Genomic DNA, 15,720 nt, shown 5'->3' with positions numbered 1-15,720 from the left:
TACCGGCTGACCGGACGGTGCTCTGCGGTCCCGCCGGAAGGGGCGCGAGGGGCGGTCACTCGGCGGGTGCGTCGGGCCCGGCGTCCGGCTCGACGGCCGGGGGCGGGGCTCCGTTGTCGTCGCCGTCGCCACCGAAGGCCAGCCAGCCGCCCACGCCGAGCGCCGCCGCCGTGAGCGTCGCGGCGGCGGTCAGTCGGACGCGGCGGCGGCGCTCGGCCGCACGGTGACGTGCGGAACCGGCGCGCGGCTGACCCGGAGCGCGGGGTGTGCGCGCCGTACCGTGCGCGCCGCCGGCCAGTTCCTCGGCCCCGGGCACACGCATGCTCGTGTGCGTCTCGCGGTTGGCGGAGTCCGGTGCGGCGGTACCGCGCACCAGCGGCACGGCGCCCCGGGCGGGCGGCGGCTCATAGGCCGGCGGCTCCTCCTGGGGCACGGGCTCGGGCTCCGGCTCGTCGATGTCCAGGGCCGGGACGCCGAGCAGCCGGGGCTGCAGTTCGTGCAGCCGCGCGGCCAGTTCGGCGGCCCGCAGCCGGGAGGCCGGAGCCTTGGCCAGGCACTGGTGGACGAGCCGCCACAGCTCGGACGGGACGCCCGGCAGCGGGGCGACGGCCTCCGTGACGTGGCGGCGCAGGACGGCACCGGGGTGTCCGCCGCCGAAGGGGGTGAACCCGGCGAGCGCCTCGTACAGCACGGTGGCCAGCGCGTAGATGTCGACGGCGGCGCGCGGCGGGAGTCCCTCGACGATCTCGGGAGCGACGTAGTCCGGCGTGCCCACGACCCGTCCCGTGCCACCGCGCCGGGGGGCGTCGATGAGCCGGGCCACACCGAAGTCGGTGAGCAGGGCGTGCCCGGTCGCCTCGTCCAGCAGGATGTTCTCGGGCTTGACGTCGCGGTGGACGTACCCGGCCGCGTGTGCCGCCGCCAGCGCGTCGGCGATGTCGGCGGTGACGCGGACGGCGTCGGCGGGCGTCAGCCGGCGGTGCCGGTCGAGCTGGGTGCGCAGGTCGGAACCGTGCACCAGGTCCATGACGAGCGCCAGGTCGTTGCCGTCCACCACGAGATCGCGCACGCCGACGACCCGCGGATGGTCCAGGCTCATCAGCGCGGTGCGTTCGTGCACGAACCTGCCGACGAGTTCCTGGTCGGCCGCCAGGTCCTCGCGCAGCAGCTTGATGGCGACGCGACCCTCCGGTCCCGAGCCCAGCCACACCGTGCCGGCGCTGCCCCGGCCCAGGATCCGGTGAGCGGTGTAACGACTGCCGATCTTCCGTGCCATGGCGTCCAAAGTACGCGGCGCGGGGGCGCGCGTGACCTGCGAACGCGGGTAACGGCCGAACTCGCGCCCCGAAAGTCGACAAAGCGCCGGAGTGAGCGTCCCGTGCCGGCGGTCGGTCGCCCTCCGCTCAGCCCGCCGTGCCCCCGTCGGTGGTGGCGCCGACGCTGTCGCGGACGTTGTTGAACCAGTCGACCATCGTTTCCCAGAAGCTGCGGCCTTCGGCCACCCACTCCGGAACGGGGGTGAAGTTCCAGACCAGCGCGACGATCGCGACGAGCATGAGGATCATGAACAGGCAGCCCTTGAGGCAGCCGAGGCCGGGGATGCGCATGGGGTTGGCGCTGCGCCGCGGCGGCCTGGGCTCACGCGGGGCCCGCTCCGGGCGGCGCTGCTCGTACCGCTGCGGCTGCGGCTCGTAGGGCCGGGGCTGCGGCTCGTAGTGCTGCGGCGCGGGCGCGGGCTGCTGCGGCGCGGGCTGCGCGTACCGCTGTGGCGGCTCGGCGTACCGCTGCGGCGGCTGGGCGTGCTGCGGCGGCTGGGCCTGCTGCGGGGGCCGGTCGCCGGTGGGGCGCTGCGGGGCCGGGCGACGGGCGGGACGCCGCCGCAGCGGGTCCTGGGCCGGGTCGAGCGGCTGGAACTGCGTCTGGTCGTTGCGCTCCCGCGCGGCGCGCATCTGGTTCTGCCACGGGTGCGCCCCTTCCCCGGACTGCTGCTGAGGCGGCTGCTGCGGCATGACGGTGGTGCGGTCCGCGCCCCCGTCCGGGCCCTCGCCGGGCGCCCCGTGCCCCATGACCGTCGTCGCCGCGTTCGGGTCGTACCCGGCGCCGGCACCGCCGGAGGGCAGGACCTGCGTCGGGTCGGCGTCGCCCGCTCCTGCGGCGGGAGTCGTCCCCGGGACCGGGGCGGGGCTGGGGTCGGGGGCGAGCAGGGCGGCCACGCCGAGGGCGGCCTCGTAGGCGGCCGGGCTCGCGGTGGGCGCCAGCCCGGCCGCGACGGTCCGCAGGGCCCGGGCCAGCGTGACGGCCCCCGGCCGCTCCTCCGGCGCCTTGCGCAGGCAGTGCTCGATGACGGTCCACAGCGGCTCGGGGACGCCGTCGGGGCGGCGCGGCTGCTCGTTCAGGTGCCGGTGCAGCACCTCCAGCGCGCTGCCGCCGCTGAAGGGCGGCCGTCCGGTGAGCGCCTCGTAGAGCAGGATGCCGGCGCCGTAGACGTCGACGGCGGAGGTCTGCGGCCGGCCCTCGGCGGACTCCGGTGCGACGTAGGCCGGGGTCCCGACGAACTCGTGCGTCCGCGTGAGGCCCGGGGAGTCCGCGAGCCGGGCGATGCCGAAGTCGGTGAGCATCGGCCGCATGCCGCCGGCGTCCTCGGCGAGGAGGACGTTGGCGGGCTTCAGGTCGCGGTGGACGACGCCGTCGTCGTGGCTGGAGGCGAGCGCGTCGGCGATCTGCGCGGTCAGCAGGGCGGCGGCAACCGGCGTCAGCGGCCCGTTCTCACGCAGGTAACGGTGCAGGTCGGGGCCTTCGACCAGGTCCATGACGAGGGCGAGGAGGTCACCCTCGACCACCAGGTCGCGGGTGCGCACGATGTTCTCGTGGGTCAGGCGCAGCAGCACCGAGCGTTCGCGCAGGAAGCGCATGACGACGTCCGGGTCGCCGGCCAGCTCCTCCTTGAGGACCTTGATCGCCACGAGCTCACCGGGACTGCCGGTGACCGCCGCCTCCGCGCCGGCCGCCTCGCGCTGGCGTCCGCGCCACACGGTGCCGGTGGCGCCGCGTCCGAGCGGCTCCTCGAGGAGGTATTTGCTGCCTACGGGCCGCACGTCATCGGCTCCCTGGTCGTTCCTGCCGGGCTGGGCGCCCGTCCGGATGGTCCGGGCTTGAATGATCTTGGACGCTGCCGGGCCGATCGGTCCAGCAGTCGGGCACGGCTCGCGCGGGCGGCCGCCCGCTCCACTGTAGTCGGGGCCCGGACGGACCGGCGGGGGATCGGGCGGAGCGCTCTCCCCCGCCGATCTCCCCCGCCGGTCACGTGGCGGCGGGGGCCAGAGGCCACCTCGCCGGGCGGAGACGGGGGCGGTCGTGATACGTACGTGCTTGGTCGAAAGTGTTACCCCGTCAGATGTGAACTCGGTCACAAGCGGTCCCTCTTACGCGTGACCCGGCTCAATCAAGATCATTGGACCGTGCTCGCGGCATGCCTTGTCGGTCGCGGGTGGCAGGATGCACCGACGGGGCTGAACCGGGAGGGGCCGATGCCGAATCAGATCCGGCTCACCGTCCGTGGGCCACGCGCCGGCTCGGGGCAGGGCACGGACGCGTGTGACGTGCTCGTCACCGCGCCGCCCGGCACCGTGCTCGCCGCCGTCACCGGCGGCCTGTCCGCCGCGTGGGCCGCCGCGTGCGCGGGCGCCGCCGCGCCCGCCGCGCCGTCGCGGGAGGGTGAGTCGGCCGCCGTCTTCGTGGGCGGCAGGCGGCTCGACGCCCAGCGGCACACGCTCGGCGAGCCACCGCTCGTCGACGGCGCCGTCGTCTCCCTGCACCAGCCCTTCGAGCCCCCCGCCGCCCCGGCGCCGAGCGGCCCCCGGCTGCACGTCGTCGCCGGGCCGGACGCGGGCGGCGTCCACCTGCTGCACGGTGGCCACGTCCGCATCGGGCGCTCGGCCGACGCGGACGTCGTGCTGGACGATCCGGACGTGTCGCGGCTGCACTGCGTCGTGACGGTCGCGGAGACCGGTTCCGTGACCGTGGCGGACCTCGGTTCCACCAACGGCACCACGGCCGACGGCGTCCCCGTCGGAGAGCGCCCGGTCGCGCTGCGGCCGGGCACGTCCCTGCGGGTGGGCGAGTCCGTGCTGCGGTTGCGGACGGACCCGGTGGCCGTGGCTCCCGAGCCGGGCGCCCCCGCGCCCCGGCGGAGTCCGGAGGCCGCAGGCCGACAGGGCGCGGCGCTGGCCTTCGTCCCGGAACAGGCCGGGCCGGAGGGGGCCCGGGGCCGGGGCGGCCCCTCGGGGACGGCCGCCGGGCCGACGGGCGGCGTCACACACGGCTCCGGACTGGCGGGCGCGCCCACGCCGTTCCTGCCGCCCCCCGGCCCGCCCACGCCCGGTCCCCCCACGCCCAGCCTGCCCGGCGGGCCTGCGGGGTCGGACCGGGCCGCCGTGGAGCGGCGGGCCGTGCGCGGGATGAGCGCCTGGGCCCGCCGCCTGTCGGGCAAGCGGAACGCCCCCGAGGCCGGCGAGCGCTCCCCCGGGCCCGCAGCGGCCGCACCCGGTGGCCCGGTACCCGCACCCGATCCGGGCCGCTGGCCGGACGCGGCCGAGATCCTGCTCACCGCCCTCGGACCCGGCCCCCGCCTGTGGGAGCGGCACCCCGCCCACCAGGACGCCCTGACGGTCCGCCTGGGCACCGCCCATCACGGGGCCCGCGCGGGCAGTCCGGTGACGGTGTCGCTGCGCGAGGCGGGCTCCCTCGGGCTGGCCGGTCCCCGGTCCCGGCTGCTGTCACTGGCCCGTTCGGTGCTGGCCCAACTCGTGACCCTGCACCCGCCCGGCGGGCTGGAGATCGTGCTGCTGGCCTCCGGCCGGGGCACGACCCGTACCCGGGACTGGTCCTGGCTCGGCTGGCTGCCGCACCTGCGCCCGGCCCACGGCCAGGACTGCCGTCTGCTGTTCGCGTTCGACCGCGAGCAGGCCACCGCGCGCACGGCGGAGCTCGCGCGGCGGCTGGAGGAGAGCCCGCTCGGCCCCGAGTGGACGAGCGCCGAACGGGCGGACGTCATGGCCGCCGCCGCCCGCCACACCGGTCCCGCCACGGTGCTCGTCGTGGACGGCGACCCCGGCTCGGCCGCGCTGCGCGAGTCGGTGGCCCGGCTCACGTCGGGCGGCGCGGCGGCGGGGGTGCACGTGCTGTGTCTGGCCGAGACGGCCCCCGCGACGCCGTCGTCCCCGCAGTCCGAGACGCTGGCCGCCGCGAACACCGTGCTGCCCGCCTTCCGGGAGTGCGGTGCGGTGGGGCTGCTCAGCGGGGCCGTCGCCACGGCCGTCCGCGTCGTGCGCCGGGGCGGGGACCGCGCGGGCGAGCCCGCCACGGTGGACGGCGTGTCCCCCGCCTGGGCCGAGCGGGTGGCCCGCGCGCTCGCCCCGCTGCGCGAGGCGGAGGCCGTGGAGGCGGGCGTTCCGGCGCCCCGGCACGCCGCTCCGCTGCCGGACGGCTCCCGGCTGCTGGAGGAGCTCGGCCTGGCCCGGGCCACCCCGGCCGCGGTGCTGGCCCGCTGGCCGGAGCCGGTGGCGCCGCCCGGTGCCGCCCTCGTCCTCGGCGCCGGTCCGCGCGGGCCCGTCGACGTGGACCTGGCGACGGCACGCAGCCACCTGCTGATCAGCGGTGCGGCGGGCAGCGGCAAGTCGGAGCTGATCTGCTCGGTCGCGGCGGCCCTCGCGGCGGGCGACCGCCCCGACCGGCTGGCACTCCTGCTCGTGGACGGCGGCACCGGCCGGACGCTGCGGGCGGCCACGGAGCTGCCGCACGCGTCGACGTACCTGAACGCCGGCGATCCGGTGCGGATGCGGGCGTTCGCCCAGGCCCTGAGCGGTGAGCTGAAGCGGCGCGCCGAGCTGCTGGAGGGCGAGGCCTACGAGACGCACGCCCTGCCCGGACACAGCACTGCCGCGACGGCCGGCACCGGCGGCCCCGAGGGCGCCCCGCCGGTTCCGGACCTCGCGGGGAGCGGCGTGGACGCCGACCGGGGCACGCTCCGGCTTCGTCCGCGCACCGCAGGGGGCGCCCCCGGCCCGGTGCTGCCCCGGCTGGTCGTGCTGGTCGACGACCTCGACGCCCTCGTCGCCCCCGCCCTGGGCAACCCGGGCCGTCCGGCGGCGGGGTCGGTGGTGCGCGCGCTGGAGACGGTCGCCCGGGAGGGCGTGCGGCTCGGCGTGCACCTCGTCTCGGCCACGGGCCGGCCGGACCGGACCGCCCACACCGTGGCCGACCAGGGGTCGGCGCTGCGCGTCGCCCTCGGCGGTTCCCCGGACGGGGGCGGCCCGCCCGGGCGCGGGGTGCTCCACCGCCCGGACGGCTCCTCGACGCCGTTCCAGGCCGGGCGCGTCACCGCCCGGATCCCGCGCACGGCGACGCAGCGCCCCACGGTCCTGCCGCTGGACTGGCAGCGGGCCGGTGACCCGCCCACCCGGCGGCCCGTCCGTGAGATGGGCAACGGTCCGACGGACCTGGCGCTGCTGGCCAGCGCGATGGAGCGGGCGACGGCCGAGTCCGGGGCGGTGCCGGTGCCGCCGCTGGCGTAGCGGCCCGGAGCGGAGAGCACACGCCCACGGATGGGGTACTCCCGGGTGGGCCGGTCGAGTGGGAAACGCGGTGCGGTGGTCCGGATGGCGTGGCACCGCGTGCGCGCCACGCATTATCGGCTTAACAGACCGGCCCCGTGACCGCGCCCACCCCTGGGATGTGTGCCGTGCCCCGCTTCAGCATCATCGTTCCCGCCCACCAGGTCCATGCCTACCTGCCCGAGTGCCTGGAGTCCGTTCTCTCCCAGTCCTTCACCGACTTCGAGCTCCTCGCGGTGGACGACGGCTCCCCCGACGGCTGCGGCGGCCTCCTCGCCGAGGCGGCCGGGACCGACCGGCGGGTGACGGTCCTGCGGCTGCCGGAACCGGGCGGGCCGGGGCCGGCCCGCAACGCCGGGATGCTGCACGCGCGCGGCGACTACGTCCTCTTCCTCGACAGCGACGACGCACTGGCCCCCGGCGCGCTCCAGGCCGTCGCCGACCGGCTGGAGGACACCGCGGGTCCCGACGTCCTCGTCTTCGACCACGAGCGCGCCTTCTGGCACGGCCGCATCGAACGGAGCGTCCCCGCCGGCATGCTGGACCACCGCGAGCCGCAGGTCTTCCGCGCACAGGACCGGCCCGGGCTGCTCCGGCTGCCCGCCGTCGCGTGGAACAAGGCCTACCGGCGGGAGTTCCTGCTCCGGGGCGGCCTGCGGTTCCCACCAGGCGCCTACGAGGGCGTGCCCTTCACCTGGTGGACGCTGCTGACGGCCGAGGCCGTCACCGTGCTGGACCGCGTGTGCGTCCAGCACCGGCGCCGCAGGTCCGGCGGGCTGCTGGCGCAGGCCCCCCGGCGGCACTTCGACGTCTTCGGCCAGTACGACCGCGTCTTCGCGCTCGTCGGCGAACAGCAGCGGTTCGCACGGTGGCGGCCGATGCTCTACCGCCGCATGAGCGACCACCTGGTCTCCGTCATCCTGGCGCCCGGACGGCTGCCGCGTTCCGCCCGCGCGGAGTTCTTCCGGCGCAGCGGCAAGCAGTGCGCGCGCTACCGGGACGCCGCCGGGCGCACCGACCTGCGGCACCTGCTGCTCCGGCTCGGCGCCCGGCGCACGTTCCGGCTGCTGTGGGCGGCGGGGAGCCTGCGACGGCGTCTACGCGCCGCTGTACGCGCCGTGCGGGGCCCGCTGATGCGGACGTACTACCGGATCCACCTGCGCCGGCGCGTCGACCCGGCGCTGGCCGTCTTCGCCGCCCCGGCCGAGGGCGGCTACGCGGGCGACCCGGCGGCATTGGAGGCCACCGCCCGCCGGCTCGTCCCCGGGCTGCGCACCGCCTGGGTGGGCACCGCCGAGGAGGCACCGGACCTGCACCGCAGGGTGCGACGCCTCCAGCCGGGCTCGGCGGCGCACTGGCGCGCCCTGGCGCGGGCCAAGTACCTGGTGACCAGCGGGGACGTCGAGCCGGGGCTGCGCAAGCGGCAGGGCCAGACCCTCGTGCGCACCCACGTGGGCACGCCGCTCGCCCGGGAGGGCCTGGACCTCGGCAACCACCCGGTGGCCGGGCTCGGCACCGACTTCGCGACGCTCCTGTCCCGCATCGACGCCTGGGACTACAGCGTCTCCGCCAACCGGCACTCCACCCTCGCCCGCGAACGGGCCTACCCCGGCGCGTACACGACGCTGGAGTACGGTGCGCCGCGCAACGACGTCATGTACCGGGCCACGGCCGACGACGTCGCCCGCATCCGGGCCGAGCTCGGTGTGCCGCCCGGCACCGTGGCCGTCCTGTACGCGCCCGCCGAACGGGACTACCTGCGCGGGCGGCCCCGGCTGGACCTCGCCCGGCTCGCCCACACGCTGGGCCCCGGCTTCACCGTGCTCGACGGCGGCGCACCGCGCGGCCCCCACCGTTCGGCGACCCGGCTGTGCCTGGCGGCCGACGTGCTGGTCACCGACTACGCGCCGCTGATGTTCGACTTCGCCAACCTGGACCGGCCCATCGTCATCCACGCCGACGACTGGGAGACCTACCGGGCCACCCGGGGCACCTACTTCGACCTCACCACCGCGCCGCCCGGGCCGGTCGTCCGCGACCTTCCCACGCTGGTGCGGCTGTTCCACAGCGGCGCCTGGCGGGCGCCGCAGGGCGCGGAGCTGCGGGCGGCGTTCCGGGAGCGGTTCTGCCCCTACGACGACGGGCACGCGGCCGAGCGCGTCGTGCGGGCCGTCTTCCTGGACGGCGCCGGTCTCGCGCCCGTCGTCCCGCCGCACGAGCGCAGGCCGGCCCCGCTGCCCCCGCCCGCACCGCGCGTCGTGCGTCCGGCGGAGACGCTGCGCTCCACGCGCTCCGGCGTGTAGGACGCGCGCACGACCGCGGGCCGGACGGGGAGCAGCCCGTCCGGCCCGCGGTCGTGCGCCGCCGTCAGCGGTTGCTGCGCAGCAGGGTGCGCATGGTGCGCATGGCGACCGACAGGTTCGCCAGGTCGAACGTCTCGGAGTTGTGGATCTCCTCCAGCGTCGCCCGGGCGCGCCCGAGGATCGCGGCGTTCTTCTCCTCCCAGGCCTTGAACCGCTGCTCGGCGGTCGCCGTGGCGTCCCCGCCCGACAGCACGTCCGCCGTGAGCAGCTGGTGCGCGGCGTACAGGTCCTCGCGGATCGCGGCGCGGGCCATGGACTGCCACCGGTCGGCGCGCGGCAGTTCGCTGACGCGGTCCTGGAGCTGGGTGATGTTCAGCCGGTCGGCGAGGTCGTAGTACACCTCGGCGACGTCCAGGAGCTCGCGTCCCGTGCGGTCGGCGACGGCCACGATGTCCAGGGCCGGGAAGACCGAGGAGAACCCGGCGACGCGGCGGGCGAGCTCGGAGGGCACGCCCGCGTTCTCCAGCTCCTCGTGAATCGCCTCGAACCAGGCCAGGTCCTCGCCCTTGAGGAGGGCGGGGAGCTGCGACCACACCGTCTCCACCCGCTCGCTGAAGACCTCCACGGTCTCGGCGAGCAGGAGCGGCTGCGGCCGGTTGCCCAGCAGCCAGCGGGTCGCGCGCTCCACGAGGCGGCGGCTGTGCAGCCGGATGCGGGTCTGCGTCTCGGCGGCGACCCGGTTGTCGAGCGTCTCGACCTCGTCCCACACCCGGGCCATGTCGAAGATGGCCCGGGCGGCGGTGTGCGCGCGCACGATCTCCTCGGTCGTGGCCCCCGACTCCTCCCGCAGCCGGTGCAGGAACGTCGAACCGCCCGTGTTCACCGTGTCGTTGACGAGCACGGTGGTGACGATCTGACGGCGCAGCGCGTGGTGGTCGATCTCGTCGGGGAACCGCTCGCGCAGCGCCCGGGGGAAGTAGGAGTGGGCCAGCTTCCGCAGGTACGGGTCGTCGGGCAGGTCGGTGCCGATCAGCGCCTCGGTGACGGTGATCTTGGCGTAGGCCAGCAGCACCGCCAGCTCGGGCTGGGTGAGGCCCTGCCCGCTGGTCTGCCGCTCCCGGATCTGCCGGTCGGAGGGCAGGTGCTCCAGCGAGCGGTCCAGCCGACCGGAACGGGAGAGGGCGCGCATGAAGCGGGCGTGGGCCTGGAGCAGGCCGGGGGCCGTCTCCAGGGCGTTGGCCAGCGCCACGTTCTGCGCGTAGTTGGTGCGCAGGACCAGCTCGCCGACCTCGTCGGTCATCTCGGCCAGCAGGGCGTTGCGGTGCTTGACGGTCATGTCCCCGTTGCCGACGACGGCGTTGAGGAGGATCTTGATGTTGACCTCGTGGTCGGAGGTGTCCACTCCGGCGCAGTTGTCGATGGCGTCGTTGTTGACCTTGCCGCCGCACAGGGCGTACTCGATGCGCCCGAGCTGGGTGAGGCCGAGGTTTCCGCCCTCGCCGACGACGCGGGCCCGCACGTCGCTGCCGTTGACGCGGATCGCGTCGTTGGCCTTGTCGCCGACGTCCTGGTGGCTCTCGCCCGACGCCTTCACGTACGTGCCGATACCGCCGTTCCACAGCAGGTCGACCGGTGCCTGGAGGATGGCCTGCATCAGCTCCGACGGCGTCAGCTTCGCGGCGGAGGACTCCAGGCCGAGGGCCTCGCGCAGCTGTGGTGAGACGGGCACCGACTTGGCGCTGCGCGGGAAGACGCCGCCGCCCGCGGAGATCTTGTCGGTGTCGTAGTCCGCCCAGGAGGACCGGGGCAGCTCGAACAGCCGACGGCGTTCCTCGTACGAGGTCGCGGCGTCCGGATCCGGGTCGACGAAGATGTGCCGGTGGTCGAAGGCGGCGACCAGGCGGATGTGCTCGCTCAGCAGCATGCCGTTGCCGAAGACGTCACCGGACATGTCGCCGACGCCGACGACCGTGAAGTCCTGCGTCTGCGTGTCGTGGTCCAGCTCGCGGAAGTGCCGCTTGACGGACTCCCAGGCGCCGCGCGCCGTGATGCCCATGCCCTTGTGGTCGTAACCTGCCGAGCCGCCGGAGGCGAAGGCGTCACCCAACCAGAAGCCGTAGGAGACGGCGACCTCGTTGGCGATGTCGGAGAAGGTGGCCGTGCCCTTGTCGGCGGCGACGACGAGGTAGGTGTCGTCCTCGTCGTGCCGGACGACGTCCTTGGGCGGCAGCACCTCGCCGTTCAGCAGGTTGTCGGTGATGTCCAGCATCCCGGAGATGAACGTGCGGTAGCAGGCGATGCCCTCGGCCAGCCACGCGTCCCGGTCCACGGCCGGGTCCGGCAGCCGCTTGCCGACGAAACCGCCCTTCGCGCCGACGGGCACGATGACCGTGTTCTTGACCTCCTGGGCCTTCACCAGGCCGAGGATCTCCGTGCGGAAGTCCTCCTTGCGGTCCGACCAGCGCAGGCCGCCGCGGGCGACCTTGCCGAAGCGCAGGTGCACGCCCTCCACCCGGGGCGAGTACACCCAGATCTCGTAGGAGGGACGGGGTGCGGGCAGGTCGGGGATGGCCTGCGGGTCGAGCTTCATCGACACGTAGTCGTGCAGCTCGCCGTCGTCGGTGCGCTGGAAGTAGTTGGTGCGCAGGGTGGCTTTGATGACGGTGAGGAAGGAGCGCAGCATGCGGTCCTCGTCCAGGTTGGCCACCTGGTCCAGGGCGCCGTCCAGCTCCTCCAGCAGCCCGTCGAGCAGCTCCCGCCCCGCGTGCTGCCGCTCGGGGGCGAGGCGCGCCTCGAAGAGGCTCACCAGCAGCCGGGTCGTGTGGACGTTGCGCCGGAGGGTCTCCTCCATGGTGGCCTGGCCGAACTTCGCGCCCGCCTGCCACAGGTAGCGGGCGTAGGCGCGCAGCACCATGGCCTGCCGCCAGGTCAGCCCGGCGGCCAGGACGAGGGCGTTGACGCCGTCGTTCTCGGCCTGCCCGCGCCAGACGGCGGCGAAGGTGTCCTGGAAGCGCCGGCGGGCGTCCTCGCCCAGGGCGTCCGCGCTGGGCTCCGGCAGCCGCAGCCCGAAGTCGTAGATCCACACCCGGGTGCCGTCGGCCGTGCGCAGCTCGTAGGGCCGCTCGTCCACGACCTCCACGCCCATCGCCTGGAGGATGGGCAGGACGGCGGAGAGCGAGACGGGCTCGCCGGTGCGGTAGATCTTGAAGCGTCGTTCGCCGGGGGCGGCGCCGACCGGTTCGTACAGGCTCAGCGCGAAGCCCTCGCCCGTCTCGTCCAGCTGCGCCAGGTGCTGGAGGTCGGCGACGGCCGCGCGGGGGGAGAAGTCCTCCTTGTAGCCCTCGGGGAAGGCGTTGCTGCCGAGGGTGCCGAAGCGGCGACCCAGCTCGGCGGCCCGCTCCTCGCCGCACTCGGCGACCAGGGCCTCCGCGAAGCCGTCGGCCCAGGAGCGGGCGGCCTCGGCGAGGCGGTGCTCGATGCGGTCGGCGTCGGCGTCGGTGAGGCGGCCCAGCTGCGAGCCCGGCTCGACGCGGACGACGAAGTGCAGCCGGGAGAGGACCGACTCGGTGTTCCAGGCGGTGAAGTCGACGCTGGTGCCGCCCAGTTCCTCCCGCAGGATGTCGATGAGCCGCAGCCGCACGTTCGTCGTGTAGCGGTCGCGCGGGAGGTAGACGAGCGCGGAGTAGTACCGGCCGTACTCGTCCTGACGGAGGAACAGCCGCAGGCGGCGGCGCTCCTGGAGGTACAGGACGGAGATCGCGATGGAGCGCAGCTCGTCCACGGGGATCTGGAACAGCTCGTCGCGCGGGTAGGTCTCCAGGATCTGGAGCAGGTCCCGGCCGTCGTGGCTGTCGGGTGTGAAGCCGGCGTGCGAGAGCACGGCCTCGACCTTGCGGCGGATCACGGGGATCTGCCGGACGCTCTCGACGAAGGCGGACGCGGCGAACAGGCCCAGGAAGCGGCGCTCGCCCACGACGTTCCCGTCGGCGTCGAACTTCTTCACCCCGACGTAGTCGAGGTACGAGGAGCGGTGCACGGTCGCGCGGCTGTTGGCCTTGGTGAGCACCAGCAGCCTGCGCTCGTGCGCCTTGGCGCGGGCGTCGGGGCTCAGGCGGTTGAACGACGGCGAGACGGGGTGCCCCTCGTCGTCGGCGGTGTGCGTCGGGTCCGCCCGCAGGATGCCGAGGCCGGTGCCGGGCACCGACTTGAGCACGTCCGCCCGCTCCCCGCTCGCGTCGGTGGAGCGCGCCAGCTCGTACTCGCGGTAGCCGAGGAAGGTGAAGCGGTCGTCGGCGAGCCAGCGCAGCAGCTCGCGCGCCTCGGTGACCTCCTGCTCGGACAGGTCGTCGGTGGGCTCGTTCGGGAGGTCGTCGGCGATGGCCAGGGCCGTGCCGCGCATCTTGCGCCAGTCCTCGACGGCCTCCCGGACGTCGGACAGGACGCGGCGGAGGTCCAGGGTGATCTGCTGGAGGTCCGTCGCGTCCGTCTCCCGGTCGATCTCGACGTGGATCCAGGACTCGGTGACGGCGTCCGGCGGCAGCTGGTCGGGCCGGTGGGTGTTCGGCTCCGGGGAGAGCGGGTCACGCCCGGCGTCCAGCACCTCCAGCAGCTTGCCGGTCACGTCGCGGCGGACGATCACCTGCGGGTGGATGACGACGTGGATGCCGCGGTCCTCGCGGGTCAGCTCGTTGGTGACCGAGTCGACCAGGAAGGGCATGTCGTCGGTGACGACCTCCACGACCGTGTGGGTGCAGGTCCAGCCGTTCTCCTCGACGGAGGGGGTGTAGACCCGGACGTTCGCCGTGCCCTGCGGGCGCTGCTGGGCGAGCCGGTGGTGCGAGAGGGCGGCCCCCAGCACGTCCACGGGCTCCCGGTCGGCCAGGTCCTCCGGGGCCGTGTGCAGGTAGTAGCGCTGGAGATACGCGCCCAGTGCCTCCGGGGTCAGCCCCTGTACCGGGAGACTCCCGGTGGGGCTGCCCTCAGCGGCCTGGGCGGCTCGCCCGAGCAGATCGGCCTTGGCTTCGTCCAGCTTGGTCTGCATGTCCTCTGGCTCCTGTCGCGCGCCGTTGCGTGACGTCAGATGGGGTGTCCGGTCGTACAGGGCAAGACGTCGACGCCCTCGCGGGCCGTTCCAGTTCGACGGTATGCCGGGAAACTCGATCAGCAACCGGCACTGCCTCGCGATGTCGCGGGCGGAGTACGGGGAGGGCCACGTCGCCTACGTCCCCGGGCACGGCTATCGCGCTGATCACGGGGTAAGGCTATCGCCCCGGACCGGGGGCGCGTCATGGTCCGTATGTGTACAAAAGCGGGGCCGGAAGTTTGACGGTCTGGACAGGGCCCTCACGCGGCACGTGCCTTACCGGGCCAGGTGTTCCGCCGCCTCCACGGCCTCCGCCAGCGTGTCGACGACCGGAACACCGGCCTCCGCAAGGCTGGCCCGGCTGTGGGATCCCCCGGTGTACAGGACGGCCCGCGCCCCGACGTGCCGGGCGGCCAGTGCGTCGTCCACGGCGTCGCCGATGACGACCGTGCGCCGTGGGTCGACGTCCGTCAGCGACGCCAGGTGCCGGGCCATGTGCGCGGCCTTGCCGTGCCCCGACAGCGGGGTGGCCAGGCCGTCGACCCGGGTGAAGTGGCCCTCGATGCCGTGCCTGCGCACCAGGGGCACGAGGTGGTCGTGCGGCGCGAGGGAGCACAGCGACTGGGTGCCGCCGGCCGCCTGCCGGGCCGCGAGCAGCTCGGCCGCGCCCAGGGTGAGCGTCACCGTGTCGACCCGGTCGAAGTAGTGCCGGTGGAAGCACTCGTTCAGCACGGCGAACTCCTCGTCCGTGGGGATCCGGCCGGTCAGCTTCTCGTAGAAGCGCGGCACCGGCACGCAGTACAGCTCGCGGTAGCGCTCCAGCGTCACCGGCTCCATGCCGACCTCGGCGAAGGCCAGGTTCGTCGCCTCGATGACGGCGTCGATGTCGTGCAGGAGCGTGCCGTTCCAGTCCCAGACGATGTGAGTGGTCTCCCCATGCATACCCTCGACGGTACCCGCAGGCACCGACACGCGACCGGGCCCGCCGTACCCGGCACCTGCGCTCAGAGCAGACCGTCCAGCTCCTGGGTGGCGTACCAGAGCAGCTCGTGCGCCTCGGCCCCGTCCACCACCTGACGCGCGGCTTCCTCGCCCCCGTCCGCCGCGTGCAGCGCCCCGGCCGCGGCGGTGACGTCGGCCACGGCGTCCTCCGCGTCGACGTGCACGGCCGCCGCCTTGGCCAGCGGCACGGCGCCGTCGACCCGGACCTGGCCGACGGCGTCGCCGTCCGGGCCGTCGTCGGCGACGGAGACGGCACGGTCGGCGACGTCGACCGCCACCACGACGCGGCGCCGGGGGGCCGCGGGGTCGTCCGCCAGCAGCCGCAGGGAGCCCAGCGCCGCACGGCCGAGGGCCGCGTACTCCAGCTCCTCGACGTCGTCGGAGGCGCACCACGCGCGCAGCGCGGGCGTGACCGCGAAGGCCGTGAGCGGGGCGGGGCCGAGCTCGCCCCGCCGGTGCACCACGGCCAGCCGGGGCAGGGTCAGGGGGACGTAGAGGCGCATGGACTGCCGCTTTCGTGTGAGGCCGTGAACCGGACTGCCCGCCAGGATACGGCCCCGCCGGAGCGCTCCCCCGCCGAGCGGGCTCGACCGCACCGCAGGTCAGCCGGGTCACCGGTCAAACAACGACCGTCGGACGCCGGAACGGGTGAACGCGGCAACGGCCGACGGTGCGGCAGGGACGGCGTTGCACCGATGTGACGTCACGGATACAAAGAGTG

7 protein-coding genes are annotated in these 15,720 nt (G+C 75.0%); 2 read left to right on the top strand and 5 right to left on the bottom strand.

Annotation, left to right across the window (positions count from 1 at the left end; all coding sequences use genetic code 11):
- Positions 1-55 precede the first annotated feature (55 nt).
- Complete coding sequence (locus V6D49_RS18355; protein ID WP_340561152.1) at positions 56-1,276, bottom strand: serine/threonine-protein kinase; 1,221 nt, start codon at positions 1,274-1,276, stop codon at positions 56-58.
- Between the two features lie 127 nt (positions 1,277-1,403).
- The gene (locus V6D49_RS18350; RefSeq protein WP_340561150.1) at positions 1,404-3,095 is read right to left on the bottom strand and encodes a serine/threonine-protein kinase; all 1,692 of its coding nucleotides are present in this window, start codon (positions 3,093-3,095) and stop codon (positions 1,404-1,406) included.
- 432 nt (positions 3,096-3,527) lie between these two features.
- On the opposite strand from V6D49_RS18350, the gene V6D49_RS18345 reads away from it, so the two are divergent.
- Both V6D49_RS18345 and V6D49_RS18340 read left to right on the top strand, forming a co-directional pair.
- On the top strand, positions 3,528-6,572 hold the full coding sequence (locus tag V6D49_RS18345; RefSeq protein WP_340561148.1) for an FtsK/SpoIIIE domain-containing protein: 3,045 nt from the start codon (positions 3,528-3,530) through the stop codon (positions 6,570-6,572).
- Between the two features lie 158 nt (positions 6,573-6,730).
- A complete protein-coding gene (locus V6D49_RS18340; RefSeq protein WP_445330651.1) occupies positions 6,731-8,914 on the top strand; it encodes a bifunctional glycosyltransferase/CDP-glycerol:glycerophosphate glycerophosphotransferase in 2,184 nt (727 codons plus the stop codon).
- 64 nt (positions 8,915-8,978) lie between these two features.
- On the opposite strand, the gene V6D49_RS18335 is transcribed toward V6D49_RS18340, so the two are convergent.
- From V6D49_RS18335 to V6D49_RS18325, 3 genes are all read right to left on the bottom strand, one after another.
- The gene (locus tag V6D49_RS18335) at positions 8,979-13,955 is read right to left on the bottom strand and encodes an NAD-glutamate dehydrogenase (protein ID WP_340561144.1); all 4,977 of its coding nucleotides are present in this window, start codon (positions 13,953-13,955) and stop codon (positions 8,979-8,981) included.
- Between the two features lie 318 nt (positions 13,956-14,273).
- Positions 14,274-14,939: an HAD family hydrolase gene (locus V6D49_RS18330; protein ID WP_340561142.1), complete on the bottom strand. Its 666-nt coding sequence runs from the start codon at positions 14,937-14,939 to the stop codon at positions 14,274-14,276.
- A gap of 62 nt (positions 14,940-15,001) precedes the next feature.
- Positions 15,002-15,502 carry a DUF6912 family protein gene (locus V6D49_RS18325; protein WP_340561140.1) on the bottom strand — a complete coding sequence of 167 codons (501 nt, stop codon included), beginning with the start codon at positions 15,500-15,502 and terminating at the stop codon, positions 15,002-15,004.
- Between the last annotated feature and the right edge of the window lie 218 nt (positions 15,503-15,720).

The organism is Streptomyces sp. GSL17-111 (assembly GCF_037911585.1).
Taxonomy (GTDB): domain Bacteria; phylum Actinomycetota; class Actinomycetes; order Streptomycetales; family Streptomycetaceae; genus Streptomyces.
The sequence above is the reverse complement of the archived record's forward strand: the minus strand, read 5'-3'. Positions and strand labels throughout refer to the sequence as shown.